At 60.9% G+C, this 26,661-nt stretch carries 21 protein-coding genes; 14 read left to right on the top strand and 7 right to left on the bottom strand.

Annotated features, from left to right (window positions below):
* Positions 1-205 precede the first annotated feature (205 nt).
* From dnaE to DW029_RS06515, 9 genes are all read left to right on the top strand, one after another.
* Positions 206-4,009: a DNA polymerase III subunit alpha gene (gene dnaE, locus DW029_RS06555; protein ID WP_118345590.1), complete on the top strand. Its 3,804-nt coding sequence runs from the start codon at positions 206-208 to the stop codon at positions 4,007-4,009.
* A 161-nt stretch (positions 4,010-4,170) separates the two neighbouring features.
* On the top strand, positions 4,171-7,644 hold the full coding sequence (locus tag DW029_RS06550; RefSeq protein ID WP_118345589.1) for a DEAD/DEAH box helicase: 3,474 nt from the start codon (positions 4,171-4,173) through the stop codon (positions 7,642-7,644).
* Between the two features lie 165 nt (positions 7,645-7,809).
* A complete protein-coding gene (locus DW029_RS06545; RefSeq protein ID WP_117798661.1) occupies positions 7,810-8,172 on the top strand; it encodes a desulfoferrodoxin family protein in 363 nt (120 codons plus the stop codon).
* Positions 8,173-8,289: 117 nt separating this feature from the next.
* Positions 8,290-10,275, top strand: a complete 1,986-nt coding sequence (locus DW029_RS06540) for a hypothetical protein (protein ID WP_118345588.1) — start codon at positions 8,290-8,292, stop codon at positions 10,273-10,275.
* A 294-nt stretch (positions 10,276-10,569) separates the two neighbouring features.
* Complete coding sequence (gene ruvC, locus DW029_RS06535; RefSeq protein WP_117763159.1) at positions 10,570-11,091, top strand: crossover junction endodeoxyribonuclease RuvC; 522 nt, start codon at positions 10,570-10,572, stop codon at positions 11,089-11,091.
* Positions 11,091-11,711 (top strand): Holliday junction branch migration protein RuvA, encoded by a 621-nt coding sequence (ruvA, locus tag DW029_RS06530; RefSeq protein ID WP_117763158.1) that lies wholly within the window; start codon positions 11,091-11,093, stop codon positions 11,709-11,711. The genes ruvC and ruvA overlap by 1 nt, the downstream gene beginning before the upstream one ends.
* Entirely contained in the window at positions 11,711-12,778 is a 1,068-nt protein-coding gene (ruvB, locus tag DW029_RS06525) for a Holliday junction branch migration DNA helicase RuvB (RefSeq protein ID WP_117735946.1), read from the top strand. Before ruvA ends, ruvB begins: the two co-directional genes overlap by 1 nt.
* A 131-nt stretch (positions 12,779-12,909) precedes the next feature.
* Positions 12,910-14,577, top strand: a complete 1,668-nt coding sequence (locus DW029_RS06520) for a formate--tetrahydrofolate ligase (RefSeq protein ID WP_117763157.1) — start codon at positions 12,910-12,912, stop codon at positions 14,575-14,577.
* A gap of 176 nt (positions 14,578-14,753) precedes the next feature.
* A complete protein-coding gene (locus DW029_RS06515) occupies positions 14,754-15,740 on the top strand; it encodes a hypothetical protein (protein WP_117794563.1) in 987 nt (328 codons plus the stop codon).
* An 18-nt stretch (positions 15,741-15,758) separates the two neighbouring features.
* Here the strand turns inward: DW029_RS06515 and DW029_RS06510 are convergent, their stop codons facing one another.
* Entirely contained in the window at positions 15,759-16,940 is a 1,182-nt protein-coding gene (locus tag DW029_RS06510; protein ID WP_117763155.1) for a cation diffusion facilitator family transporter, read from the bottom strand.
* Between the two features lie 218 nt (positions 16,941-17,158).
* Here DW029_RS06510 and DW029_RS06505 point away from each other — a divergent pair, with 218 nt between their 5' ends.
* The gene (locus DW029_RS06505; protein ID WP_118345587.1) at positions 17,159-18,496 is read left to right on the top strand and encodes a hypothetical protein; all 1,338 of its coding nucleotides are present in this window, start codon (positions 17,159-17,161) and stop codon (positions 18,494-18,496) included.
* Positions 18,497-18,958: 462 nt separating this feature from the next.
* Here the strand turns inward: DW029_RS06505 and DW029_RS06500 are convergent, their stop codons facing one another.
* The 4 genes from DW029_RS06500 to DW029_RS06485 form a co-directional block, all read right to left on the bottom strand.
* Complete coding sequence (locus tag DW029_RS06500; RefSeq protein ID WP_117743010.1) at positions 18,959-19,180, bottom strand: hypothetical protein; 222 nt, start codon at positions 19,178-19,180, stop codon at positions 18,959-18,961.
* A gap of 32 nt (positions 19,181-19,212) precedes the next feature.
* Positions 19,213-20,001, bottom strand: coding sequence for an ADP-ribosylglycohydrolase family protein (locus DW029_RS06495; RefSeq protein ID WP_117798673.1), 789 nt, complete (start codon positions 19,999-20,001; stop codon positions 19,213-19,215).
* A gap of 139 nt (positions 20,002-20,140) precedes the next feature.
* Positions 20,141-20,593, bottom strand: a complete 453-nt coding sequence (locus DW029_RS06490; RefSeq protein ID WP_117743008.1) for a helix-turn-helix domain-containing protein — start codon at positions 20,591-20,593, stop codon at positions 20,141-20,143.
* A 45-nt stretch (positions 20,594-20,638) separates the two neighbouring features.
* Positions 20,639-20,809: a type II toxin-antitoxin system HicA family toxin gene (locus DW029_RS06485; RefSeq protein WP_117763153.1), complete on the bottom strand. Its 171-nt coding sequence runs from the start codon at positions 20,807-20,809 to the stop codon at positions 20,639-20,641.
* Between the two features lie 243 nt (positions 20,810-21,052).
* Between DW029_RS06485 and DW029_RS06480 the strand changes: the two genes are divergently transcribed.
* Entirely contained in the window at positions 21,053-21,322 is a 270-nt protein-coding gene (locus DW029_RS06480) for a hypothetical protein (protein ID WP_117794557.1), read from the top strand.
* A gap of 94 nt (positions 21,323-21,416) precedes the next feature.
* Here the strand turns inward: DW029_RS06480 and DW029_RS06475 are convergent, their stop codons facing one another.
* Together DW029_RS06475 and DW029_RS06470 are read right to left on the bottom strand one after the other, a co-directional pair.
* Positions 21,417-22,010, bottom strand: a complete 594-nt coding sequence (locus tag DW029_RS06475; protein WP_117763151.1) for a hypothetical protein — start codon at positions 22,008-22,010, stop codon at positions 21,417-21,419.
* A gap of 225 nt (positions 22,011-22,235) precedes the next feature.
* Positions 22,236-22,841 carry a hypothetical protein gene (locus DW029_RS06470; protein WP_117763150.1) on the bottom strand — a complete coding sequence of 202 codons (606 nt, stop codon included), beginning with the start codon at positions 22,839-22,841 and terminating at the stop codon, positions 22,236-22,238.
* A 375-nt stretch (positions 22,842-23,216) separates the two neighbouring features.
* On the opposite strand from DW029_RS06470, the gene DW029_RS06465 reads away from it, so the two are divergent.
* From DW029_RS06465 to DW029_RS06455, 3 genes are all read left to right on the top strand, one after another.
* Complete coding sequence (locus DW029_RS06465; RefSeq protein ID WP_118345586.1) at positions 23,217-23,849, top strand: cyclodeaminase/cyclohydrolase family protein; 633 nt, start codon at positions 23,217-23,219, stop codon at positions 23,847-23,849.
* A gap of 2 nt (positions 23,850-23,851) precedes the next feature.
* Complete coding sequence (locus DW029_RS06460) at positions 23,852-24,706, top strand: bifunctional 5,10-methylenetetrahydrofolate dehydrogenase/5,10-methenyltetrahydrofolate cyclohydrolase (RefSeq protein ID WP_118345585.1); 855 nt, start codon at positions 23,852-23,854, stop codon at positions 24,704-24,706.
* 354 nt (positions 24,707-25,060) lie between these two features.
* Entirely contained in the window at positions 25,061-26,584 is a 1,524-nt protein-coding gene (locus DW029_RS06455; protein ID WP_117763147.1) for a C69 family dipeptidase, read from the top strand.
* Positions 26,585-26,661: the final 77 nt, after the last annotated feature.

Below are 26,661 nucleotides of genomic sequence, written 5' to 3'. Positions count from 1 at the left end.
ATTTGGGACGGGGCTATTTTAGCTACCCTTTGACTGACGGCGAATGAGTCGGGGTCGGAATGCGTCTCAACCGACATATGGGGGTAGCTAAAATAGCCCCGTCCCAAATTAGCTACCCGTGTGGGTTTGGCTAGGTTCGGGTGCTGTCCGCGCCGTGGGGTAAAATCGTTCAGTCAGAACACGAACCCGCATCGGAGCTCATCACATGGCATTCGTCCATCTGCACAATCACACTGTCTTCTCCATGCTCGACGGCGCAACCCGTATCCAGGATATGGTCAACCGTGCCGTTGAGCTTGGCATGCCCGCCGTGGCCATCACCGACCACGGTTACATGTATGGCGTGCCCGACCTGGCGCTGGCCTGCGACGCCGTCAACCACAACACGCCCGAGTACAAAACGTGGAGCCACGACAAAGCCTTCTTGGAAAAAGACCGCCGCGACGAGCTGGAGGAGCCCGATCCCGAGGCAAACCCGCGCGAGCATGCCCAGTACGTTAAGGACATGGCCATGTGGGACGAGAAGGGCAATATCGACGAGCTCAAGCCGCCCCTGGTCATTAAGCCCATCTTTGGCTGTGAGGTTTACTTTACGCCGGACGAGACGCTTGCCCGCGACCATAAGCCCGAGCTCTACCACATGATCCTTCTGGCCAAAGACCAGGAGGGCTACGTCAACCTGATGCAGACGGTCTCCGAGGCCGCCGTGCAGGGCTTTTACTACAAGCCGCGCGTGACGCTCGACAATCTGCGCCGCCATGCCAAGGGCATGATCTGCACCAGCGCCTGCATCGCGGGCATCATCCCCAAGTACATCGACCGCGGCGACATGGAAGGCGCCATCAAGTGGGCCGAGACCTTCCGCGATACCTTCGACCCCGGCGACTTCTATATCGAGATTCAGGAACACGGCATTACCACCGACAACGGCCTGACTGACGAGCAGATGGACCGCACGCTCATCGATATTGCCAAGCAGGTGGGTGTCAAGGTCATCGCCACCAACGACTTCCACTACCTGCGCCGCGAGGACGCGCCCGTGCAGGACGTCATCATGTGCATCGGTATGAACGCCAAGGTCGACGACCCCAACCGCATGCGCATGACCGGCTCGGAGTTCTATATGAAGACCGAGGAGGAGATGCGGGCGATGTTCCCGTATTGCCCCGAGGCCTGCGACAACACGCTCGAGATCGCTGACAAGTGCTACGTGGAGCTGGACTGGGACTCTATCATCCTGCCGCGCTTCCCGCTGCTCGATCCCGGCGAGACGCACGAGAGCCAGTTCCGCCGCGAGTGCGAGAAGGGCCTGCGCCAGCACTACGGCGATGACTGGGCCACGCGCGAGATCGGCGGCGTCAACATCAAAGAGCGCTTTGAGTACGAATACAAGGTCATTTGCGACAAGGGCTTTGCCGCCTACTTCTTGATCGTTGCTGAGTACGTGCAATGGGCCAAGGACAACGGTATCGGCGTCGGTCCCGGCCGTGGCTCGGCCGCCGGCGCTATCGTCGCCTACGCCATGAACATCACCGCGTTCGACCCGCTCGAGAACGGTCTGATGTTCGAGAGGTTCCTCTCCCCGCAGCGTACCGAGATGCCCGATATCGATATGGACTTCGACGATGAGCGGCGCCTCGAGGTCGTGGAGCACGTTCGCCAGCTCTACGGCCCCGAGAAGGTCACCCACGTCATCACCTACTCGACCATTAAGGCCAAGCAGGCCATCAACGACGCCGCACGCGTTCTGGACTACCCGGTCTATATGGGCCAGCGCCTGTCCAAGATGGTCTCGAGCGACCCCAAGGTCAAGCTCAAGCAGGTGCTCGAAAAGCAACCCGGCAAAGAGGATCTGTTTAACCCCGATTTTGCCGAGGCATATAAAAAGGACGACGACGCCCGACGCATCATCGATACGGCGCTCTCGATCGAGGGCCTCACCCGTGGCGAGGGCGTGCATGCGTGCGCCGTTCTGATCTGCCGCGACCCCGTCAACGAGCACGTGCCTACCAAGCTCGATACCAAGGGCGGCGTCGAGATTACCCAGTACGAGGGCCATACCGTCGCCGACATGGGTCTGCTCAAGATGGACTTCTTGGGCCTGCGTACGCTGACGGTTATCTCCAAGGCCAAGGCAAACATCAAAAAGAACTTCGGCATCGACATCAAAGAGGAAGAGATTCCCTTTGACGATCCCGAGATCTTTAAGCTCATGGGCTCCGGCCACACCGCCGGCGTCTTCCAGGTCGAGTCCGCCGGCATGACGGCCACGATCAAGAACATGAAGCCCACCGAGTACAAGCACGTCGTGGCATTGATCGCTCTGTACCGCCCGGGCCCGCTGGGCGCCGGCATGGTTTCGTCCTACATCAACCGTATGAACGGCAAGGAGCCGGCCGTCTCCTATGACGACCGTCTGGACGACATCCTGGGCGAAACCTACGGCACCATGGTCTACCAGGAGCAGGTTATGCTCATCTCCGTCGAGATGTGCGGCTTCTCCAAGGGCGAATCGGACTCGCGTATCCGTAAGCCCGTGGCTAAGAAAAAGATCAAGCTGCTCACGTCGACGGTGCTCCACTGGGAGGATGGCTCGGACGAGACCACCTACGACCACTGGATGAATGGCGCCATCAAGAACAACTACACGCGCGAGGTCGCCCAGAAGATTTGGGACGATGTTCTCGAGTTCGCGTCCTACGCCTTTAACAAGTCGCACTCCGCCGGCTACGCCATTCTGGTTATGCAGACGGCGTGGCTCAAGGCGCATTATCCGCACGAGTACATGGCGGCCGTTCTGACGTCCTATACGGGCAAGACCGACAAGATCGTTCACTACGTCTCGGCGTGCCGTCACGACGGCATCCCCGTGCTGTCGCCAGATGTCAACGAGTCCGGTACCGAGTTCACGGCTACCAAGGAGGGCGTGCGCTTTGGTCTGGCCGGCATCCGCGGCGTGGGCACCGGCGTGGCGCAGGCGATTATCGCCGAGCGCGAGGCAGGCGGCCCGTTTAAGACGCTGCACGACTTTGTCGAGCGCGTGGACTCCAGCCAGGCAAACCGTCGCGTGATCGAATCACTTATCAAGGCAGGCGCCTTCGACTCCACGGGCTATCCGCGTCGCCAGATGATGCACTTTGTGGACAAGAACAACCCCGAGAACATCATCGACGCTGCGGTAAAGCGCCAGAAGGATCGCGCGAGCGGCCAGACGTCGTTCTTCGACATGTTTGGCGATGTTGAGGGCTCGGGCTTCGAGGTGAGCGTGCCCGATCCGGATGGCCAGGAGTGGGACCGCCACCTTAAGCTGAGCCAGGAGAAGGAGGTTCTGGGCATCTATGTCTCGGACCACCCGCTGCGCCCGTTTGAGTATGCACTTAGCAAAGCGCGCGACTTCTCGTTCTCGCAGATCGACACCGGCTACGAGGTGCAAAACCCCACGGGCGGTACCATCAACCAGGAGATTCCCGAGGGCAAGGCACTGTGGTGGGCCGGTATGGTCTCGAGCGTGTCCAAGCGCGTGACCAAAAACGGCGACCCCATGGGCATTGTGCAGCTCGAGGACATGGAAGGCGAGGCCACGGTCGTGGTGTTCCCCAAGACCTACAAGGAGGCCGAGGGGTATCTGTACGGCGAGGTTGATCCCGAGACCGGCGCGCAGCTGTCCGATGCGTTTGTGCGCATCAAGGGCAAGCTCGAGCGCTCGGATCGCGGCGACCAGATCATCGCGCAGGAGATCGTGCCGCTGGAGCTTAACGAGGAGAACAACAAGCCCAGGGTGTTTGAGGTCATGGTGCCCAACAGCCGCTTTAGCCAGGGCAATATGGCGCGCCTGGCCACGGTGCTCACCACCAACCCGGGCGGCGACCGCGTGGAGATCTTTATCGAGCAGGTGGACGGGCGTGTGTTGCGTGCCGAGGTGCCGGCCAAGGTTAACGCACGCTCGATTCCGCTGCTGGCCGAGGCCAAGGCCATCGTTGGCAACCAAGGCCGCGTGACGGTTATCTAAGGGTGCCTTTGCCGGGGTAGCTAATTTGGGACGGGGCTATTTTAGCTACCCTTTGACTGACGGCGAATGAGTCGGGGTCGGAATGCGTCTCAACCGACATATGGGGGTAGCTAAAATAGCCCCGTCCCAAATTAGCTACCCTGTGTGGATTGGAGGAAGTGATGGCACAGGGGACGTTTGTGCAGGCGCTTCGCAAAGAGGCGGCGTTGAGCGGCACCTTTATGAAGGGGCGCTCGCTCATGCTCAATGGCGCCGTGCTGTCGATTGAGGACAGCGGCTCACGCTTCTCCAAAAACGTGACGGTCGAGGGCTCGGTGCGCGGCTCGCGCGGCGACCTGTACAAGACGCACGTGGCGCTCGACATGGACGAGCACGAGGTTGTCGACTACGACTGCGATTGCCCGGCCGCCTTTCGCTATTCCGGCATGTGCAAACACGCTATCGCCACGGCGTTGGCGTATCTGGATGCCAGTGGCGCCGAGCCCGTCGAGGGCTTGCGCACGCCGGTTCGCACGACTACGGTACCGCCCGCACAATCCAAGCAGTCCGCCCGCCCCGCGCCCACCGCATCCGCGGTCAACCCTAACTTTCCCTTCCCGGCGCCCGTTCCCACGAGCCCGAGCCTTATGGCGGCGCTCTCCGATCTGTCGGAAGCGCGCATGGACGAGCTCGTGGTCATGCGTCGCAAGCTCGCCGGCGCCATTGATCCCGATGCTCCCAAAGCGGTGCTGGAGCCCTCGTTGGTGCCGTACTACAATCCGCTGTTTGGCGAGCGCTTTAGCTGGGCGCTCGAGTTTCGCATCCGCTGCGGTTCGGTGTCCTATGTGGTTAAGGATATCGACGGCATGGCCGATGCCTATGTGCGCGGCGGCACATTTTCTTACGGCAAGAAGCTTACGTTTGCCCATGTGCCCGAGGCCTTCGATGACGTGTCGACAAAGTTGCTCGACCTTGTCACGATGACGGTTGCCTACCTGAGCGACATCACGAGTTCGCGCTCGGCGTCGTACGACTTTGCCCGCAGCGGTTTTGTCACCGAGCGTCAGTTGCCGCTATCCGAGTATTCCATCGTGTCCGTGCTGGACCTGCTGCGCGGTAGGACCATTTCCTTTGAGCCTGCCTGGTCGCGGGGGACGACGACGCATCGCTCCTACGAGGTGGCGGTCGAGCCGTCGCCGCAGGGAGAGGACGAAGCCCCGACTTGCCGCCCACCGCTCCTCGCCGCAAAGATTGCTCCGGCGGCGGGAGGTAGCTATGACCTGCGCCTGCCGGCCGATATGTATTGCTTCGCCTCGGACAACGTTGCCTACCTGGTCGACACACGCCGCGCGCGCCGTACCGACGCGGCGTTTGCCCAACACGCGGCGTCGTTCCTGTCGCGCTTGTTGCCCTGCCGCACGCCGGCCCATATCGCCGCCGACCAGGTGGGCGAGTTCTGCCGCATGGCGCTGCCGATCTTGCGCGACTACACGGACCTGACCGCTCCCGCCGCCCTTGATGCCGTGGCACCCGAGGCGAGCTTCCATTTTGAGATTGGCGTCGACGATGGGCTCGTGACCTGCAAAATTACGGTTACCTACGGCGACTGGTCGGCAGATCTCTTTAGCCTGGGTGCTCCGGGCAGCCCCTTCGAAGATCAACGCCCCGGCGTTCCGCCCCGCGATGCGGTGGCGGAGTTTCGCGTTATGGACACGGCGGCCCTGTACTTCGATTTCTACGAGGGCGGCCTGGCGTTTGAGGAGCGCGATGACGAGAGCCTGTTCCACTTGCTGACCGAGGGCCTGTCTGCCCTGTCCGAGTTGGGCGAGGTTATGCTCAGCGACCGCCTGCGCCAGATTTCGGTGCGCCCCGCGCCCAAACTCTCAGTCCGCGCTACCGTCAAGAGCAACTTGCTCGACGTCGAGCTGGGCGCTAGCGGGCTTTCGGCGGCCGACCTTGCCATCTATCTCGACTCATATAAGCGTCACCAGACGTTCGTACGCCTTACGACCGGTGACATTGTGCGTCTGGATGAGGGCGCCCGCGCCGCGTTTGGCCTTGCCGAGGACCTGGGCGTCGATGCCGTCGACCTGCTCGACGGCGTATCGCTTCCCGCGTCGAGCACCCTGTTTGTCGATAGCATGCTCGCGCGCACGCCCGCGCTCGAGGCCGATCGCGATGCAGCGTTTCGCCGCACCGTCGAGCGCCTGGACACGCTCGGCAAGATGGACTTTACGGTCCCCGCCTCGCTCAAGGCCACGCTGCGTGGCTACCAGGTCGACGGCTATCAGTGGCTCGGCTCGCTCGAGCACCTGGGCCTTGGCGGCATCTTGGCCGACGACATGGGCCTGGGCAAAACGCTGCAGATGATCGCGCACATTCTGGCGCGCGTGGAGGCAGGGGATACCAAACCCACGCTCGTGGTATGTCCCGCGTCGCTCGTGTACAACTGGACAGCCGAGCTGGAACGTTTTGCCCCAACGCTTAATGTGTGCGCCATCGTGGGCGCCAAGGCGCAGCGCCGCGTGCAGATTGCCGGCGTGGCCGAGCATAACGTGGTCGTGACGTCGTATGACCTTATGCGCCGCGATATCGACGAGTACGCCGGGCAGGATTTTGCCCGCGTGGTGCTCGACGAGGCCCAGTACATTAAAAACCCGCTCACCCAGGTGGCGCGCGCCGCAAAGCGCCTGCCGGCCGGCGTGCGCTTTGCCCTGACGGGCACGCCTATCGAAAACCGCCTGTCCGAGCTCTGGAGCATCTTCGACTTTTTGATGCCGGGCCTGCTGGGCACGCGCGAGTCGTTTGCCAAGCGCTTCGAAAGCCCGGTCGAGCATGCCGAGGGCGACAGTGCCGCCCGCCTGCAAGCGCTCGTGTCGCCGTTTGTGCTGCGCCGTGTAAAGGAAGACGTGGTGGCCGACCTGCCCGAGAAGATCGAGGATACGGTCATGGCGCAGCTCACCGGCGAGCAGCGCAAGCTCTACCTGGCCAACCAGGACCGCATCGCCCAGCAGGTGCAGCATCGCGAAGCATCCGAGTTTAAGAAAGACAAGCTCAAGGTGCTCGCCGAGCTTACCAAGCTGCGCCAGATCTGCTGCGACCCGCGTCTACACTACGAGGATTACAAGGCGGGGAGCGCCAAACTCGATACGTGCATGGAGCTCGTGTACGGCGCCCTCGACGGCGGGCATCGCATCCTGTTGTTCAGCCAGTTTACGGGCATGCTCGATATCATCGGTAAGCGCTTGGCCAAGGAGGACATCGCTTTCCTTAAGCTCACGGGCGCTTCGTCTAAGGAGAGCCGCGCCAAGATGGTCGCACAGTTCCAAGCGGGCGAGGTTCCGGTCTTTTTGATTTCGCTCAAGGCGGGCGGCGTGGGCCTTAACCTGACGGCGGCCGACGTGGTCATTCACTACGACCCGTGGTGGAACGTGGCCGCACAGGATCAGGCGACCGACCGCGCGCATCGTATTGGCCAGCAACACACCGTGACCGTGTACAAGCTCATCGCCAAGGACACGATCGAGGAACGCATTATGCAGATGCAGGAGTCCAAGCGCGATCTGGTCAACAGCGTGCTCGGCGGCGACGGCATCTCGTCGGCGCTGTTTACCCGCGAAGATGTTCTGGCACTGCTGGGCGGCAACGGGCGCTAGCTGCGCGCGGGGTGGGACTGCTGGAGTGGGCAGGACGGTCGACGCATTTTGGCCCGACCGCTTGCCTGATCCGTTATGTGTTCATTTGCAATGTCATGGATGGTTTGTCTGCATTTGGGCATAAGAACCATCAGGAATATTGGCACATCAGCAAAGGAGAACATCATGGCGAAATTCTTTAAGGACCCCGACGGTAAGCTCATCGCCGCTCTCGGCAACGACGTTGCAACCCCTGCCGGCTGCACGGAGCTGACCGCGAACACCGAGGATGCAGCGCACGAGAAGCACGTGCCTGTTGTCGAGACCGAGCGTGACGGTCACGTGATTCGCGCACGCGTTGGCTCGACGGAGCACCCCATGCTGCCCGAGCACTACATCGAGTGGATTGCCCTTGAGGCCGAAGGCCGCCTGGAGGTCCATTACCTTGAGCCCGGCATGAAGCCCACGACGTTTTTCGCTGGCGGCTCCAAGACCGGTACCGTCTATGCCTACTGCAACCTGCATGGGCTGTGGTCCGCGACGTTCTAGGAGCGCGCCCCCGCTCGGGGTATCATAGCTAGCATATGCACATGCGAGCGCCGGCTGCATTATGCGGCCGGCGCTTTTACTACGATAACGACGATTTACGACGGAAAGGGCTGGGCCATGAAGCTCGCACTTGCACAGATCGATATGCGCCTGGGTGATATTGAGGGCATTTGCGGCCGCATCGAGGACCAGGCTCGCCTGGCCCACGAGCGCGGGGCGCGCGTGCTGTGCGTTCCGACTCCGCTCTTTATGGGCGCCATGCCCGGTGGCCTGGTGGGCGCTGCCGATTTTGAGCACGATATGCTGACGGGCCTGACGGGTGTTGCCGAGCGTATCCAGGAGCTTGACATGATCTGCATCGTGCCCGCGGCGGTTTCGTTTGAGGGCCAGCCGCTGCTCGACTACATGATGCTTAAGGACGGTCATGTGGTGCCGGCGCGTTCGAGCATTGCCCTGCAGCGTGGCGAGAACAACGACACGCGTTGGGCGCCGCCGGTGTTCGACGTGGACGGCGTGCGCATCGCCGTGATTTTTGACTTGGACCGCGAACTCGAGATGTTGCCGACCGGTGTCGACCTCATTGCGTATTTCCAATTCAATGCGTTTGACATGACCGACCGCGAGACTGCCGCCATTGCCGCCGTTCGCAGCGGCGCCTACCGCAAGATCGCATCCAAGCGCAGCGTGTGGTTTGCCTGCATGGCGCCGGTCGGTGCCTATGACGAGTCGGTGTATACCGGCGGTTCGTTTGTGCTCGACGACTGCGGTCGCGTGGTGGCCCAGGCGCCGTGTTTTGAGGAGAGCCTGCTGGTTCAGGAGATTCAGCGCGGCGTGATGCTCGATGCCCTGGAAGATCACGAACTGCCCGAGTTCCGTTCCGAGGAGTGGCTGTGGCAGGCACTGGTGCTCGCCGTGCGCGACAACGCCCGAGCCCACGGTGCGTCGCGTGCTGTGGTGGCACTCGAGGGTGACTTGCCGTCGTCCCTGCTGGCGGCGCTGGCCGTCGACGCTCTGGGCCCGCGTAATGTGATTGGCCTGGTGCTGGGGCGCAACCGTATTTTTACGCCGGCGCAGGAGAAGGTGGAGGCCGCCCGCTGTGCCGCCGTCCGCGCCATCGCCGAGCGTCTGCACATTCGCACCGTCGAGCGCGATGCACCGGATGCGGCGCGTGTGCTCGATCGCGACGTGTCGGCGGGCGATGCCGAGCGTCTGCGCTCGCGCACGCTGGGCCTGATGCTCGAGGATACGGCGCTCGAGCTGGGTGCTATGGCACTGAGTCCGCTTTCCAAGACTGAGTACGCGCTGGCGGCGCCCGCGCTTTCCGGCGGCTACCAGGGCGATTTTGCACCCTTTGGCGATGTGTATCTGTCGACGCTTGAGTTTGTGGCGCGTGTGCGCAACCGCACGTCTGCCGTGGTGCCCCAAGAGCTCGTGACGCTCAACGCGGTGGAAGATTGTATGGAGCGAGTGCTGGCGCAGGCGCTCTCGACGCTTGACGGTCCGGTCGATATGCTCGACCGCGCGGCACAGCTGCTCGGCGGGCTTGAGCCGGGTGAGGTCGATGGTGCGCTCGAGGCGCACGTGGACCGCAATCGATCTTTCGACGATATCCCGATGGCCGCTGGCAAGCCTGAGGCCTGCTCGCTGCTGCTGATGCTCGTTCGACAGGGTGAGGCTGCCCGCCGCATGTTGCCGACGGCACCGATCGTCTCGTCCCGCTCGTTTGCCGAGCGCTCTTGGCCGTACATGCTCGCGTGGTCCGACCTGGGGCTTAACGGCAAGGAGCGTATGACGGTTGATTCGCTGGCACGCGCCGAGGTGCGCCGTTTTGCTGACGAGGATACGAGTGAGCGTATGCGCGGCGAGATGATGGGCATACTGGGCGAGCTACTGGGTATTTCGCCCGAGCAGATGGAGGAGCTGCGCTCTGAGGACGGTCAGCGTCGTTTGCACGAGGGAATGAAGAAGTTCGAGGGCGAGGTTCAGGACGCCATCGATAAGATGATGGGCGGTCAGGGCGGCTCGCAAGGTGGTCCCCAGGGTGGCCCGATGCCGCATCCGCCGGTTGATCCCCGACGGTTCCCATTCTTCTCGCAGAACTAAACTGGGGATGGGGCCAAGGTTACGCGGTTTTACCAAACCGCGTAACGAGTCGACGCTGCGCGAGCCCCTGCCGGCCAATCTGCCGCTCAAACCGTCGCTTGCGTACAGAAGTACGCGGCGCTCCTCTTTCGCGACACCTTGCCACGGCAGGGACTCGCTCGCTGACTTATGCTCAACCTATGGTTCAACCTTGCTTGCTAGATGCGGCCGTTGTTGTGTTATTCTAGAACAGACGTTCGTGAATGATGCGCGAGGCCTTGCCTTGCGCCGTGCTTTTGGCGATGGGAGGCTGGCTTGGTTATCTTGGGTATCGACCCTGGTTTGGCCCATACGGGTTGGGGGATTATCGAGGAGCGGCGTGGCGAGGTTCGCTGTCGTGCCTATGGCTGCATCGAGACCAGTGCCGGAAGTCCGCTCGCGGTGCGCCTGTCGCATATCGCCCGCGATCTTAAGGATGTCGTCGAGCGCTATCGCCCCGATACCGCGGCTGTCGAGAGCATCTACTTTGGCGCCAACGTCCGCTCGGCCATCCCCACGGCGCATGCCCGCGGTGCTGCGCTCGTGGCGCTTTCGGAGTGCGCGCTCGAGATTGGCGAGTACACGCCCATGCAGATCAAACAGGCTGTGGTGGGCACCGGCGCCGCGGACAAGCGGCAGGTCGCCTACATGGTACGCACGCTCACGCAGCTCGACCACGACCCGCATCCCGACCATGCCGCCGATGCCCTGGCCTGCGCCATCTGCCATGTAAACCTCAGCCGCACCCGGGTGCTTACCGGTGGCGAGTTCTATCAACAGAGAGGAACCGGATACTGATGATTTCCCAGCTCCACGGCACGCTTGTCGAAGCCACGATGAGCTCTGCTGTCGTCGATGTGTCGGGCGTTGGCTTTGAGCTCGGCATCTCGGGCAGCACTGCGGCCACGTTGCCGACGTCCGGCGGCGAGGTCCGCCTCTACACGCGTATGCAGGTGCGCGAGGACGCCATGACACTTTTCGGTTTTTCCTCCAAGGACGAGCGCACGATGTTCGACCGGCTCGTGTCCGTCTCGGGCGTTGGCCCGCGCTTGGCGCTCGCCGTGCTTTCCACCTATACGGTGGGACAGCTGTATTCGCTGGTGATGGCCGAGGACGACAAGGGCATGGCCAAGGTGCCCGGCGTGGGCAAAAAGACCGCCCAGCGCCTCATCTTGGAGCTCAAGAGCACCTTTGCCAAGGACAAGGGCTTTGTGCCGGTCGACGTGATTCCCGGCCAGGTCGCAATGCCGGTGCCCGCCGCCGCTCCCTCGGCGATTGATGACGCTCGCGCGGCGCTTCTCTCCATGGGCTTTAGCCCGCAGGAGACCGATGTTGCCCTGAGCGGGTATGATGGGCAGAATATGCGTGTCGAGGATCTGCTCGGCGCGGCGCTTAAGCGACTTGGAATGGATGCGTGATGTGGGAAGCCGATGACTCTCAGGACCTGTGGGCGACGCCCGGCAACTCGCCGGCGGCATCCATGGCGCACGGTGAGCGCATGGTGGGCTCGGAGCTGACGCCCGAGGACCTCGATGTCGATCGTACCCTGCGTCCCCAGCGCTTGGATGACTACTGCGGTCAGGAGCATATCAAGCAGAGCCTTCGCGTGCTGATTGAGGCCGCGCAGAGCCGCGGCGAGACGCTCGACCACGTGATCTTCTCGGGCCCTCCGGGTCTGGGCAAGACCACGCTGGCTACGGTTATCGCCAACGAGCTGGGCGCTCAGATTAAGACGACGAGCGGTCCGGCCATCGCGCGCACCGGCGACCTGGCGGCCATTCTGACTAACCTGCAACCGGGTGACGTGCTGTTTATCGACGAGATCCACCGCCTCAACCGTTCGGTCGAGGAAGTTCTGTATCCCGCGATGGAGGACTTTGCGCTCGATATCGTGATCGGCAAGGGTCCGGCTGCGCGCTCGATTCGCTTGGATATTCCCAAGTTTACGTTGGTGGCGGCCACGACCCGTTCGGGCATGTTGACCGGCCCGTTGCGCGACCGCTTTGGCATTTCATATCGCCTGGACTACTACACGGTCGAGGAGCTCGCCCAGATTGTGACGCGCTCGGCGACTATCCTGGGCGTGACGATCGACCATCCGAGCGCGCTCGAGATCGGCTCGCGTTCGCGCGGCACGCCACGCCTTGCCAATCGCCTGCTCAAGCGCGTGCGCGATTACGCGCAGGTGCGCGGCAACGGCCCTATCGAGCTCGATATCTGCCGTCAGGCGCTCGAGTTTTTCGAGATCGACGAGCTTGGCTTGGACTGGATGGATATTCGCATTTTGGAGACACTCGCCAAGACGTTCTCCGGCCGTGCCGTTGGCTTGACCACGCTTGCCAGTGCGGTGGGCGAGGACCCGGGTACGCTTGAGGATGTCTATGAGCCGTATCTGCTGCAGTGCGGGTTGATGATTCGCACGCCCCAGGGCCGTCAGGCAACCCTTCGCACCTTTGAGCATTTGGGAATTGAGCCGACCGTTTAGGATGGGTTTGTAGGCTATCGCTGGGCATTGGGTAAACATATCGCCGTTCGTCGGTTACGGGTGTTTTACTATTGCGCGCCCGTGCTATGCTGGATTGGTCTTTTTCTCATCCGGTAACGAAAGGACCGCCCATGCCTACTGACATCGAAATCGCACGTTCTGTTACGCCGCTGCCTATTACCGAGGTGGCCAAGAACGCCGGCGTCGACGTTAAGCATCTGATTCCGTACGGCTTTGACAAGGCAAAGGTCGACTATTCCCTGCTCAACGAGCCGACCGATCACCAGGCCAAGCTTGTCCTCGTGACCGCCATCAACCCCACGCCTGCGGGCGAGGGCAAGACCACTACGACCATCGGTCTGGCCGATGGACTGCGCCGTCGCGGCGTCAAGAGCGCTGTGGCCCTGCGTGAGCCTTCGCTCGGCCCTGTCTTTGGCGTCAAGGGTGGCGCTGCCGGCGGCGGCTGGGCGCAGGTCATCCCCATGGAGGACATCAACCTGCACTTTACCGGCGACTTCCATGCTATTGGCGCCGCCAATAACCTGCTGGCCGCCATGCTCGACAACCATATTCAGCAAGGCAACCAGCTCGGTATCGATGTTAAGCGCATCACCTGGAAGCGCGTTGTCGATATGAACGACCGTCAGCTGCGCCACGTCATTGACGGCATTGGCGGTAAAGCCCAGGGCGTGCCGCGCGAGGACGGCTTCGATATCACCGTCGCCTCCGAGGTCATGGCAATTCTGTGCCTGTCTACGAGCATCAGCGACCTCAAGGAGCGCCTGGGCGAGATCGTCGTCGGCTACAGCTTTGCCGGCGAGCCCGTCCGTGCCCGCGACCTTAAGGCCCAGGGTGCCATGGCCGCGTTGCTTAAGGATGCGCTCAAGCCCAACCTGGTGCAAACGCTCGAGGGCACGCCCGCGTTTGTCCACGGCGGTCCCTTCGCCAACATTGCCCACGGCTGCAACTCTATCATGGCCACGCGTATGGCGATGCGCTTTGGCGATGTCGCCATTACCGAGGCCGGCTTTGGTGCCGATCTGGGTGCCGAGAAATTCCTGGACATCAAGTGCCGCATGACGGGCGTTCGTCCCAACGCCGTCGTGGTCGTCGCGACCGCTCGCGCCCTTAAGTACAACGGCGGTGTTGCCAAGGCCGACCTCAACGAGGAGAACCTCGAGGCCCTCAAGGCCGGCATGCCCAACCTGCTGCGCCACGTCGACAACATCCAGAACGTCTACGGTCTGCCCTGTGTGGTCGCCATCAACCGCTTCCCGACGGACACCGAGGCCGAGCTTGCGCTCATCGAGTCCGAGTGCCAGAAGCTGGGTGTCAACGTGAAGCTGTCCGAAGTTTGGGCCAAGGGCGGCGAGGGCGCGCTCGATCTGGCCGATGAGGTCATGCGCCTGATTGAGCAGCCGAGCGAGCTCAAGTTTGCCTACGAGGACGGTGCCGATGTGGCCGACGCCCTGGAGGCTGTCGCCACTAAGGTCTACCGCGCCGATGGCGTCGACTTTACGCCGGCTGCCAAGCGCCAGCTCGCCGAGCTGCGCGAGAACGGCTTTGGCAACCTGCCGGTGTGCGTTGCCAAGACCCAGTACAGCTTTAGCGACAACGCCAAGGCGCTGGGCGCTCCTGAGGGCTTCCGCATCACGGTACGCGAGCTCAAGGTTTCCGCCGGTGCCCACTTTGTGGTCGCGCTGACCGGCAGCGTTCTGACCATGCCGGGTCTGCCCAAGGTTCCCGCGGCCGAGAACATCGACGTCGACAACGACGGCAACATCACCGGCCTGTTCTAAGCCTGCTGCTCATAGCCGCTTGCCCGCCCCACCGCGCCTACCAAGGCCCGGCGGGGCTTTTGTTTCTGGCCGCGCTTGTCTTGTAGATACCGACGGGCTCTGCCCATCATAGGCTTTTGCGCGGGTAGAATGCATGGATAACTTGATGCTTACGGGCGACGGAAAGGAATCGTTGCATGGATCAGGACAAGACAACCGTGATGGGCGGCTACGGTTCCGCGCAGGCTGGCGATAGCGCCGATGCGACCCGCGTTGTTCCCAACCCCGGCTATACCGACCCCGCCGCGACGCAGCCTTCTGCCGAGCCCACCCGGGTTATGGACTATGGCGACACGGCGCAGGATTCTTACGCTGCATCTTCGCATGGCCCCTATGGCAACGCAGCTCCGGACCCGTTTGATTACGCGCCGCAGGATTCTTATGCCGCCTCGACGCCGAATCCCTATGATGACCTGCCGCAGAATCCCATTTCGCAGCCTCAGCAGACGACGTATATGCCTCGCACGGCGCAGCCTCGCTACGGGTCGCGGGAGCCGTATCGCGAGTACCCCAAGTCGATTCCGCAATATGGCGAGGACGAGGAGAAGAAGCCGTCGCGTTCGTCGAGCGTGATCAAGAAGATCCTCATTGTGCTGGCGATCTTCTTTGCCCTCTCGATTGTGTTCGCCATTGTGTCGGGCATGCTCAACAAGCGAGGTGCTACAACCAGCACGACGGCCGAGCAGACAGAGGTCGCCCAGGTGGGTGCAGTAGAGCTGGGCGATATCCCGGGACAGTACTGGTCCAACGCCAAAAAGATTCTCAAGTCGCGCGGCGCTGATCTTTCGAATGCCGTGGTTCTGACTGATGATGGCTCAACGCCCGTCGTCGATGCCAACTGGGTCGTTACTTCTGCCTACTATAACGACAACGGTAACCTTGAAATTCAACTCACGCATAAGAACAGCTCGGGCAACTCGTCCGACGGCCAAAGCGGCACCGACAGCTCGAGCTCCAACATGCTGGAGGACCTGAGCAACAAGGCGCAGGAATTGGGAGACAAGGCGCAAGAGCTGGGCGATACGACACAAAACCTGGGCGATACCGCGCAGAACTTGGGAGACATGGCGACAGATGCCTGGAACGCCCTACAAAACGGCATTTTGGGTGCACAGGGAAACTAGCGGCCGAGCGGAGCGGGGTTACAGCTGCTCTGCCGGACGCTCGGGCGAGCTAAAGCCCGAGTCAAATGTGACGACGCACGAGACATCGGGCCGGCGCTCGTGCACGATGCGCGTGACGAGCTCCAGCAGCTCCTCGTCGGATATGTCAAAGCCGTCGGGACGCACCAGGTCAAACGAAACGAACCCGTCGTGCTCGTGCAGGTCGTGGATGGAGAGCGCGGGATTGATCTGCATGACGCCGCGCTTGACCCAGCCGCGCAGGTCGTCGCCTGTGGTGGCGATGGGGTCGCTGTGCAGCGTGATGTCGATGCCCATCTGGCGCTTGATGTCGTGCTCGATGGTGTCCAGGATCTCGTGGTGCTCAAACGCGTCGCCCTCGCCGGGCATCTCCACGTGGGCGCTGGCAAACTGGCGGCCGGGGCCGTAGTCGTGCACCATGAGGTCGTGCGTGCCCAGGACCTGCGGATACGACATGATCTTGTCGCGAATCGCTTGAACAAGCTTAGGGCTGGGTGCCTGTCCCAACAGTGGACTGATGGCGTCGCGCACGAGGCCCATGCCGCTGATGCAGATGAAGATGCCCACGCCCAGGCCTGCCCAGCCATCGAGGTCAAAGCCGGTCGTTTGCGAAATAAGTGCTGCCGTCAAGACCGCGCCCGAGGTGATGACATCGTTTTTGGAGTCCTGTGCTGTGGCGATGAGCGTCTCGGAATCGATTCGGTTGCCCAGTGCGCGGTTGAACGCGGCCATCCAGAGCTTAACGAGCATGGACAAGACGAGGGCGGCTAAGGAGAGCACCGAATATGCGGTGGGGGAAGGCTTGATGATCTTAGTGACCGACTCGAGGATCAGGTTGATGCCGACGGCGCAAACCAGGACGGCGACGAATAGGCCGGCTAGGTACTCATAGCGGCCGTGGCCATAGGGGTGACCTTCGTCTGCCGGGCGGCTGGCAAGGCGGAACCCAAGCAGGCTCACGATGTTGCTCGAGGCATCGGAGAGGTTGTTGAAAGCGTCGGCGATGAGGGAGACGGAACCGGCGAGCAGGCCCGCGATGCCCTTGGCCAGGCACAGGGTGATGTTGAGGCCAATGCAGATGAGGCTTGCGGCAAAGCCCGCGTTGGTGCGGGTGCCGGCATCGACCGGCTCGCCCTCGCTGCCGGGAACAAGTTTATGTACCAGTCGATGAACAAATAGCATGGCGATCGTCCTCACAATCATGTTTAAGGGGATAGTGTAGCTCGCGCGGGGGCGCCGTGCACCGATGATCAGAAAATGCAGCAATAGTCTGCCGGTGCTAACGAGTGAGTCTTCTCGTCTGCCTGGGTGGTCCATTTTGGGCCACATGGGTATGGGCATGTGACTGTTTACTCGACATACTTAATGTCGACAGCCCCTGTGCAAAGGAGGACGTTTCCATGGATGAGATGTTTGCTATTAAATGCCAAAACTGCGGCGGCCCCATGTACTCACACCAGGCTAAGCGCAGCTTTGAGTGCGCCTATTGCGGTGCGGTCATTCCGTGGCAGGCCGATGCGGGGGAGCCCAAAAGCGCCTTGGGCATTCGCCATGCGCCGCTGACGGTTGTCGATGGGCTGCTTAAGCTCACGCACGTCTCGCAGCTCGAGCGCCCGGAGGACCCGGACTGGTATTTCTTTAATTCGCACTGGCGCAATCAGTCGGTCCTGGAACATCTGCTGTGGGAGGATCGCGGCACGGCGCAGGAGTTCCAAGAGGCCACGCATGTGAGTATTCCTTGTCCCTTCTGCGGAGCGTCCTTTGAGGGTGAGTCAACCCAGCGCGTGTTTGAGTGCCCTTCGTGCGGCAATAAAATCGGTGTCGCTGAACTGCTCAAGCCGGGGACGTTTAGCAAGCGTCTGACCATGGGCGTTGGTGCGGAATATGTGCCCGAGCAGGGTATTCCCTGCGAGATAACGCCGCAGCAGGCGCGTGCCAATGCGCTTGAGCTGGTACGCCAATACCCAGATGCCTTTGCCGGCCACGATGTGGAAGATGCGATCCAAAACGATATGATGCTCTTCTACTTCCCCATGGCACTTGCGGATCTTCGCATGATGGCGTCCTTCCCGGGCAAAGGCCTGAACAAGGAAACCCTGGTGTACTACGAGGTGCTCGACTGGGCATATCCCAGGGCAAACTACCTGGACGTTCGCCTTATGGGCATTCTGGAGCCGTGGGACTTTGCCAAGGTTGGGCCGTTTGACCCGGCCATGCAAGAAGGCGACTTCCGGATTGTCTCCGTCGATGCGTCCACCAAGGACCAGGTGGTCATTGACAAGCTAGCGCTCGACATTGCCGGCAACGATGCCGAGGCGGTGCTGGGGCTCAATAAAAAGAGCATCCGCACCTGGGCGCGTAAGGCCCGCAAACATAAGGACGGCCTGGTGATGGTACCGGTCTACTTTGTCGATCGTCCGGCGACGGACAGCCGCGATGGCGAACAGGTGCGCATTGCCGTAAACGGCCAGACGGGCCGCGCGGCGGCGGTAGTGTTTAGCGACAAGCGCGAGACGCATGTGGTGGCACCGCTCAATCCCAACGTGATGCTGTCGAGCGAAAGCACCGTGCATGCCACGCCCATCGAGGTCAAATACGTTAAATCGCCGTTCCTATACCAGATCGTGCGCCGTGGAGACGGCGAGCAACCGCGCCAGGTATCAGCGGTTGCCGAGGGTTCCTACCGAGAAGAAAGGCCCAAGCGCAGGGGCTTGTTCGCTGCGATTTTTGGTAAGTAGGGGAATGGTGCCGGTTGGTTCGCGAGAGTGCGAAACATCCCGCCCATGTTGGCAGATGTAAATAAACGGTGGAACGGCTGTAAAAGAGTCTTGCCACTGGGTAAAATCAGGATGTGCCGCGGAACCCGCTCCTTAGCTAGTCACACTTCGGAGACGCGGGCAACGCAGGTACAAGTGTCTTAAGGGCCGGCTGCAACCGGCCCTTTCTTTATGACTCCCTTCGCTATCCGTTACTGCTTATATTCCTGCCAGATCGAGTAGAGGTTCCGTGCAATGCCGGTCACATACATCGAGAGGCGCAGGATTTCAAGAAACAAGTTCATAGGCTTCACCCCAATCGGAGATCGGAGCGTTGCCCGCAGGCGGATTCCGCGGCAATCATAATTCTACCTCACGGGCCGCGGTGGAGGATAGCCTGCCCCCTGGTTTGGAGCAGTGTCGACCTAACGGGCAATCAAGCCTCTAGCTCTCTTTGAATTGGGCAAGCATCTGCCCGAAGAAGCTTAGTTCGGATGGCTCATAAATGAGCGAGCCGCCATCTTCGGTCCGGTAGACCCCGCAGGGGAGGTAACGCCCGTCGGGGAGGACATAGAGGTTGGCTTCTTCCTTCAGTCCTGCTGGAAATAGCGGAATCCCGTTTTCGTCCACTTGGAACTCGTCTATATTTGCGATCTTCCTCTCCATGACGCCTCCTGCCTTATTTCTTGAATGGCGCCCTAAAACAGGCAGCTCTCAATCAGCTCTTTTCCGCATAGGGCGTCGACCCACTCCTGTGGGATGGTTTTGAGACCGTAGGCCGTGCCGGCGAGGGCGCCGGCGACGGCTGCGGTGGTGTCGGTGTCGTCGCCCAGGTTGACGGCGGCAAGCACGCAATCTTCGTAACTGTTGGTGTTGACAAAGCACCAGGTAGCGGCTTTAAGCGTGTCGCGCACGAAGCCGCCGGACCTGATTTCGTGCTCGGGCACGCCTTTCAGATGGAGTGCCCACGAGGGGAGCACGTCGTTCATCACATCCCTCATCAGCTCGACATATATGATGCATGCGTCGGTTGACGTTCTGTGGGCGTGCGTAATCGCGGAGACCTTGCTGACCTCTTCGTCCGTCGCATCGGTGAACGCCAGGGGAGCGATGCGCATGAGCGATCCGTTGCCATTGTCGCGCTCGCCGGAGCCACCTTTGCCGGCGTGCAAGGCGCAGGCGGTCGTACCACCGTAATCGAAAACGCCGTCAATCGTATACTCGCCACGGGCAATCCAGCTTACGAACTTGTCGCGCATGTCTGCGGTGTCGATATGCCCGAGCTCCCTAATCGAGTCGCAGGTGGCAAGCGTCATAGATGTGTCGTCGCTCCAAGTGCCGGCGGGCTGCCCATGCGTGCCGTAGCCGATCATGTCCGTGCATTCGAACGTGCCGCGGGGCCTGAACTCGTAGGGAACGCCCAACGCGTCGCCGACGGCAAGCCCGTAAATACAGTCGCGTAGCGTTGTTTTCGGTCTGTCTGTCATGGGAAACACCTCTCGTACTTTGGATTGAGGATGCGCGGCTACCTGCGGCAATATGTTCAGTTCGATTCGCGACGCAGTGCGTCGCGAATCGAGAGAACTCAATAGTCAATATGCCAAAATGGTATGCCTAGACGTCTCTTTACACGGCAACAGGCATTTCTTTTGGGCGTCCTGCCTTTGGAGCGTCGGCGAGTCGTGCCTCGATGGAAGCTTTGGATACCATGCGCTTGGTGCCATCCTTCCATGAATCCAACAGTCCAGCATTTATCAGTTGCGATACTCTTGCCGAGCTAACGCCAAGTATGCGCGCGGCATCCGCTGCGGTGACGGCGGGGATATCGTTGAGTTCGCGACTGACGGCCACGGCGATAATCTTGCCACTGTGCTGCGGCTCGTGGCCAAAGTCCGGCGCAGGCAGGTCAACGCCGCCCATTAGGTGGTCATCGACCATGCATGCGAGAAAATCAGCGGCGCTTTCGACAGCGTCGTTTAGGTCGGATCCGAACGTTCCACCTCCGCCCAGCGAGCCACATGGCACAGCGTCGACAACGCCGTCCGAATCAAAGAACTCGAATTCCCATACGTAAACCATGTAAGACCTCCTTTAAAAAGCGATGCGTAATGTGATGAGGATGAGCTATCGAAGCCCTGCCTGCCTTAGGATTCTTTTGGCAATTTGCTCCTCGATCTCTCGATGGCGTTTCACGAGCACGAGCTTGTCGCCTTTGACGAACTTCTCGTGATTGGTGCTTCCTTTCGAGATGAAGCCGGCTTCTTCGAGGATACGGATCAATTCGCGTCTCTGCATCTCAGCCTCTTTCAATAACTATATATTAGCACTTACTAAGGGTTTTAGACTTAAATCTTAGCCATTGCTAATCCCTTGTTTTATTTCACCATCCTTGGATAACGGCTTATAGTCCTTGCGGTATTAGTTTATTTGCTCGTGCGGACACGATTTGGTGCTCCGTGCGCGACCGCGAAAAGGGTTTGCGGTGACTAAAATGTGACCATAGAGACAGTTTTAGCGAGCCCCACGGGAGTGACGCGCATGGACAACAATACGCTGCTATTCCAGGACAAAGGTTCGGGTAGGTTTAAAGACGTTAAGATCTACCCGAATCGCCTTGAGGTGCTTAAGAAGGGCGTTCTCGGCGGCAAGCACACCGAGATTGTCTATCTTAAGGACATCACGGGGGTCAACAGGGTCAAGGGCCGCGACGTTTTCCTGCGCAACAGGTTGTTGACTGCTTGTGTCTTTAGCCCGAGCAGCCGCTTCCAAGCTCAGGAGTTTGTGAATGCGTTGAACATGGTGATGTGACCGGGCGCTTTCGAACACAAAAAGCCGGGATGCAAGGAGTCGCACCTTGCATCCCGGCTGAGCTAAAACGGCGCTGCTGCATGCCGTTGGAGCTTTAGCGCTTGATCTCGATATCCTCGAGCTTGACGTCCATGGCCTCGGTCTTTGCCTTGGCGATGTCGTCGGCAAATTCCAGGGACTTCATCATGGCTTCGACGGCGTCCTTGTGCTCCTCGACGTTGTCGATGCGCACGTAGACGCTGCCGCCCTCAACGTCGGTGAAGTACTCAGTCGTTACGCCGCCCGAGTGCGTGAAGTAAGCACTGCGCCAGGTCTTGCCGTTGTATTTAACGGGGTCGTTTTCGGTCCATCCGGAGTTGGCCTTCCACTTTGCCTCGTAGTCGAACAGCTCGTCGGCGTTCTTGTCAGAGTCGAAGACAGGGATGAAGCGGTCGCTGGCGTGCTCGCTCTCGGTGAACTTAAACTGGGCCCTGTCGGCGGTATCGCCTGCGACGTCGGTGATCTCGACGCCCTCGGGGACCTCGACCTTAAACCAGATGAAGTCGGTCCTCATGTCCACGGCCGGCTTTTCTGCGCCGCCGCCCCCACCGCTGCCGGCGGCGCCGCCGCTTCCACCACAGCCTGCCAGGGCAACTGCGGCAAAGAGACTGATGCAGAGGGTGAGAATCGCAAAGGCTTTCTTTTTCATGGTCGTGTCCTCCTCGGTCTGTAACCGTCCATGGATTACCTGTCTTTACTGTACGCGCGAGCGGCTCGTTCGGGTGGGCCACATGTCCCATTCTTGGGGCCGGATTTGCGCCGACAAGTGGCAATATGTCGCGATATAAGTAGGGGAGGACCGGCTGATCCGATCCTCCCCCGGCTGGGCGTCCGATCATGTAATGACTGCGCATGCGATGCTGCGTGCGAGCCCCTAATGCTTGATCTCGATGCTCGAAATCTCGACTTCGCGTGCCTCGGAAACCGCCTCCGCCATGTCATCGGGGAACTCGATGGAGTTGAGGAGTGCCTCGGCTTCTTTCTTGTGCAGTTCGAAGTTTGAGATAAGGACGTAGACGCTTCCCGGTTCAACGTCGGTAAAGAGGAGTGTTGAGATGCCACTGTTGTCCTCGTACGTTCCGACGAGCCATGTCCTGCCGTTATACTCGACGGATCCGCCATCCTTCCACTGGAACGTATCCCCCTTCTTTTCTGCCTGGTCGGCGTGGGACTCCTCAGCTGTCAGCGCTTTTTTCCAAACGGGGATAAAGCGATCGCCCGAGGCGTTCTCATCTTCGGGGAAGGTGAGCTGAATCCTATCTGCATTCTTGCCGGCGGAGTCGCTTACGCCGACGCCCTCGGGCATCTCGACCTTAAACCAGATAAAGTCGGTCTTCTTGGCAACGGGGGCTTTTTCCTTGCTCTCGCTCTTGGCGGCGCTGCCGCCCCCGCCCGATGCGCTCCCGCCGCAGCCGACAAGGGCAAATGCGGCAAAGAGGGCGATGCAAAGGGAAAGGATTGATAGGGTCTTTTTCTTCATGGTGGCGTCCTCCTTGTCTGTTAGGGGCATCGTGTGCAGCGGTTCGCCAATCGGCGGTTGCGCATGCACTGATGGCTTTATTTGCTGTGCGGTGATTCCTCCGTTCTTTGTCCGGCGCCGTGGCGAGCGTTGCCCCAGCATGGGGCTCCTTATCTATATGTATGCCCCAGTTGCCGCCGTCCGAGAGTCCCGAAACGTGGGCCATGTGTCTCATGTTTGCGTCGCTGCCGCCTATCGTGTGCCATAGAAATCCGCGATGGCCAGGTGCGCTGACGCTCATGTGCTTATGGGCTAGACTTAGCACCATTACGTGTTCGATGCGGTTGGTTGGCGGTTGCCGCCCGACCGATGTATATGACTTGAAGGTGCGTGCGCATGAGCCAAGAGATGATGGATAAAACCTGTCGAGAGTTTGCCGAAGCGCTTGCCGCACGCGAGCCGGTGCCCGGCGGCGGCAGTGCGAGCGCCTTTGTGGGCGCGCTGGGCGCCTCGCTGTGCGGAATGGTTGCCCGCTACGGTGCGACTAATCCCGCGCTTGCTGATCGTGCGGATGACCTGACGCGCGCGTTTGCCCAGGCTGATGAGTTGGCGCAGGAACTTGTGGGTCTGGTTGCCGAGGATGTTCGTGCATACGGCCAGGTGTCCGCGGCATACGGTATTCCTCGTGATGATCCGGCTCGACCCGCGGCGATTCAGGATGCGTTGCGCGTGGCGGCCATGCCTCCGTATCGGATTATGGATGCCTGCGGACGCGCGCTGGCACTGCTCGAGGACATGGCCGACAAGGGCTCGCGTCAGCTGCTGTCAGACGTGGCGTGCGGTGCCGTGTTCTGCCGCGCCGCCATGCAGGGCGCGAGCCTGACGCTTTTTGCCAATACCACGTCTATGAAAGACCGGGCGCGCGCCGAGGAGCTCGAGGCGGCGTGTGATGAGCTGCTGGATACGTGGCTGCCGCGCGCCGATGCGCTGGCGCGCCGTGCCGCCGACGCCGCAAGGAAGAGGGGATAGCCATGGCCGTGCTGCTTAAAGGCGCTCCCGTTGCCCGCGCTTTGACTGAGGATCTCGCTGCTCGCTGCGCGGCTTTGCGCGAGCGCGGCATTGTTCCGACGCTTGCTGTCGTGCGTGTGGGCGAGCGCGAGGACGATCTATCCTACGAGCGTGGCGCCCTCAAGCGCTGCGAAAAAGTGGGGATTGAGGCTCGTCGCGTTTTGCTTTCTGCCGATGTTTCGCAGGACGAGCTGTTGACGGCCATCGAGGACATTAACGCCGACCCAGCTGTCCATGGCTGTCTGATGTTCCGCCCGCTGCCCGCCGGCCTTGACGAGGATGCAGTTGCCGCAGCACTCGATCCTGCCAAGGACGTTGACTCCATGACGCCGGCTTCGCTGCTCACCACGCTTTCGGGGCGCGGCGAGGGTTTTGCCCCCTGCACAGCCGAAGCCGTGCTTGCTTTGCTTGATCATTACGGCGTTGAGCTGGATGGGGCCAAGGTCGCGGTCGTTGGTCGGTCGCTGGTGATTGGCCGTCCCGTTGCCGCCTTGCTTACGGCTCGCAATGCCACCGTGACGACGTGCCATACGCATACGCGCGACCTTGCTGCCGAGTGCCGTGCTGCCGACATTGTTGTTGCCGCGGTTGGACGTGCGCGCACGATTGGCGCGGATGCGGTTCGCGAGGGCCAGACGATCATCGATGTTGGCATTAACTGGGATGAGGACGCTGGCAAGCTGGTGGGTGACGTCGATTTTGTTGCCGCGGAGCCGATCGTTGGCGCAATTACTCCCGTGCCGGGTGGCGTGGGCGCTGTAACGACGGCGATTCTCGCTAAACACGTGATTGAGGCGTCGGAGCGCGCATCGAAATAGGCGTTTTGGGCTGTTTGAGGGGTTAGCGATATACCACGTGGTCTAAAAACGTCAAATATGAGTACTGTTGCCAAGATAGTCACATATGTTTTATGTCTTTTGGGCTCCCTAGCGATATTTATTCTCGCTAGGGAGCCCATTTTATTGAACCTATGGGGAATAACGTTGTCCTACTTTTGGACAAATGGGGATTTTCGGCACCTATTACAAGGAAATTTGCTGCTACTAAATTGGTGACAGTACTCATATTTGGCATTTTTTGACCACAGGGGTTGCCAGCGCCGTGGTTTCGCCCTTTCTGCGGCGAAGCGATACACTGTTATCGTTTGATTTCTTCGCTCAAGGAGGATGCGCATGCCGTGCACAACGATTTTGGTTGGTAAGAACGCGAGCTACGACGGGTCGACCCTTGTCGCCCGCAACGAGGACTCGTCCAACGGGGTGTTTGAGCCCAAGCGCATGTGCGTGGTGCATCCCGACGAGCAGCCGCGTGTCTACACGAGTGTCCTGAGCCACCTAGCCATTGAGCTGCCCGACAATCCCATGCGTTACACAAGCGTCCCTGACGTTATCCCGGGCCACGGCATCTGGGCCGAGGCCGGCTTCAACGAGCTCAACGTTGGCATGTCTGCAACCGAGACGCTTACCACCAACGAGCGCGTCCGTGGCGCCGATCCGCTTGTCGACTACGTGCCCGCCAAGGGCAACGAGGGTGAGGACGGCTATGTGCCGGCGCAGTCTGGTGGCCTGGGCGAGGAGGACATGGTGACCCTGGTCCTGCCGTACGCTAAGTCTGCCCGCGATGGCGTTCGTATCCTGGGCGACCTGCTCGAGCGCTACGGCACCTACGAGAACAACGGCATCGCCTTTAGCGACGTGGACGAGATCTGGTGGCTCGAGACCATCGGCGGTCACCACTGGATTGCCAAGCGTGTGCCTGATGACGCCTATGTGACCATGCCCAATCAGCTGGGTATCGACAGCTTTGACCTGGATGACGCCGAGGGCGCCCAGGTCAACCACATGTGCTCTGCCGACCTGCGCTCCTGGATGGCCGAGTGGCATCTGGACCTGACGCTGGGCGTTGAGGGCGACGGTCCGGCTGTGGTCTTTAACCCGCGCGAGGCCTTTGGCTCGCACAGCGACAGCGATCATGTCTACAACACGCCGCGCGCGTGGTACATGCAGCGCTGCCTCAACCCCAGCGATGTGTGGGACGGCCCCGACGCCGACTACACGCCCGAGAGCGACGATATCCCCTGGAGCCGCGTGCCCGAGCGCAAGGTGACCATCGAGGACATTAAGTATGTGCTTTCGAGCCACTACCAGGGCACGGAGTACGACTGCTACGGCAGCAAGGGCACGCCTGCCACGCGTGGCGCTTATCGCCCCATCGGCATCAACCGCAACAGCCAGCTCGCCGTGTTGCAGCTGCGCCCCTATGCGCAGCCGGCCTATCGCGCCGTGCAGTGGATGGCCTTTGGTTCCAACTCGTTTAACGCGCTGGTTCCGCTGTACGCCAACGTCGAGACCATGCCCGAGTACTATGCCGATACACAGGCTCGCGTGACGTCCGAAAACTTCTACTGGGCCAACCGCCTGATCGGCGCGCTGGCTGACGTTCGCTTCCATGAGTGCGGCCGCGCCGTGGAGGACTATCAGGAGAAGGTCGGTGGCATGGGCCACAAGCAGATCCATGACGTCGATGCTGCCGCAGCCGTTCTGCCCGAGGCCGAAGTGCCTGCCGAGCTCGCCCGCGCCAACGAGGAGTTTGCCGAGCGCGTGCGGGTGGAGACCGATGCTCTGCTGGGCAAGGTGCTCTACACCACGAGCTGCGCCATGAAGAACTCTTTCGCGATGAACGACAACGTGAGGTAGGGATTTCCCGTCGATCGTATAGCACTAAAACGCTTTGTCGCTTTCGCTCAATCTTGGGTACAAGAACGCCAATGCAG

The sequence above is a fragment of the Collinsella sp. AF38-3AC genome, assembly GCF_003474365.1.
Lineage (GTDB): Bacteria > Actinomycetota > Coriobacteriia > Coriobacteriales > Coriobacteriaceae > Collinsella.
This window is presented reverse-complemented; position numbering and strand designations above follow the sequence as displayed.